Origin of the sequence: Bradyrhizobium jicamae, assembly GCF_001440395.1 — a bacterium.
Lineage (GTDB): Bacteria > Pseudomonadota > Alphaproteobacteria > Rhizobiales > Xanthobacteraceae > Bradyrhizobium > Bradyrhizobium jicamae.
Map to the genome: position 1 here is coordinate 1 of NZ_LLXZ01000157.1, position 1696 is coordinate 1696.

General features: G+C 68.5%; 1 protein-coding gene. It reads left to right on the forward strand.

Annotated features, from left to right (window positions below; genetic code table 11):
• Window positions 1-7: 7 nt before the first annotated feature.
• The coding region (locus CQ12_RS25805; protein WP_083519485.1) for a ComEC/Rec2 family competence protein at window positions 8-1696 on the forward strand (1689 nt) is incomplete at its 3' end.

Here is a 1696-nt window from a genome sequence, read left to right on the forward strand (position 1 = left end):
CGGCGGGCTGGCGCCATCGCGCCCGGCTTTCTGGCCACCGTTGATCGAAACCCTGCGCGCCTGGGCGCGCGCCGAAGCCGGTGCCGGACGGCTGCTGCCCTGGGTGCCGGTGGCATTCGGGACCGGCATCGCATTCTACTTCGCCGCCGATCACGAGCCGGCGCTGTCGGCGGCTGCCGTGGTGGCGATCGCGCTGTGCGCGGTAGCGGTGCTGTTGCGGCGGCAAAAATTCTTTCCCGTCGCGGTCATGATCGCAGCCGTTGCGGCAGGTTTTGCGATCGCGGCGTGGAAGACCGCGCGGGTCGCGCATGGCGTGCTGGCGCGGCCGATGTTTTCGGTATCGCTGACCGGCTTTGTCGAGACGCGCGACATCCGCGAGCGCACCGACCGTTTTGTGCTCCGTGTCGTCACCATGGAAAGCGCGCGGGGCCAAACAAAGCTCGAGCGCGTGCGGCTGTCGGTGAAGAAGGGGACTGCGCCACCGGTCGGCAGCTTTGTCGAACTGAAGGCGCGGCTGTTGCCGCCGCTTTCGCCAGTGCGGCCGGGCAGCTACGATTTCAGCCGCGACATGTTTTTCGCCGGCATCGGCGCCTCCGGCTTCGTGATGGGCGCGATCAAGACCACCGAGCCGCCGGAAGCCGGCGGGCTGCGCCTGCGCTATTCGGCGTTCATGCAGGGCCTGCGCGACACCATCGATGCGCGGATCAGGACCACGCTGGAAGGCGACAAGCGCGCGATTGCCACCGCGTTGTTGACCGGGCGGCGCGATGCGATCTCGCCGCCGGTGAACGATGCGATGTTCATATCCGGCCTCGGCCATGTGCTGTCGATCTCGGGCTACCACATGGCGGTTGTTGCCGGCGTCGTGTTCTTTGCGGTGCGGGCGCTGCTCGCCCTGTTTCCCGTGCTCACCGTCGGCTATGCCATCAAGAAATGGTCGGCGGCGGCGGCCCTCGTTGCTGCCGCGTTCTATCTGTTGCTGTCCGGCGCCGAGGTCGCGACGCAGCGGTCGTTCTTCATGACGGCCGTGGTCCTGATCGCGGTCATGGTCGACCGCCGGGCGATCACGTTTCGCACGCTCGCGGTCGCCGCCCTGATCGTGCTGACGGTCGCGCCGGAAGCCCTGGTGCATCCGAGTTTCCAGATGTCGTTTGCCGCCACGCTCGGGCTGGTGGCGCTGGTGCAGCTTGGCATGCCGCGCCTGTTCGCGACCGCAGATCACACCGCAACCGCCCGCGCGGCGCTGTGGGGTGGCCGCGAGATCACCATGCTGCTGCTGGCTTCGCTGGTCGCGGGACTTGCGACCACGCCCTACGCGGCCTTCCACTTCCACCGCATTACGCCCTATGGCGTGCTCGCCAATCTCGCGGCAATGCCGGTGGTGTCGGCGCTGGTGATGCCGATGGGGCTGCTCGGCCTCGTCGCAATGCCGTTCGGCTTCGACCGCCCGTTCTGGGCAATCATGGGCGTCGGCATCGAGTGGATGATTGCGGTGACGCAATGGGTCGCGGCGCTGCCCGGCGCGGTCGGCCGGGTGCCGGCGTTCGGTATCGGGCCGCTGATCGTAGCCAGCCTCGGCATCATCCTGCTCGGCCTGCTGCGCACGCCGCTGCGCTGGTCGGGCGCGGCGCTCGTGCTGGCGGCGGCGTTGTGGGCGGCGAGGGCACCACAGCCGGATATCCTGATTTCTGCCGAC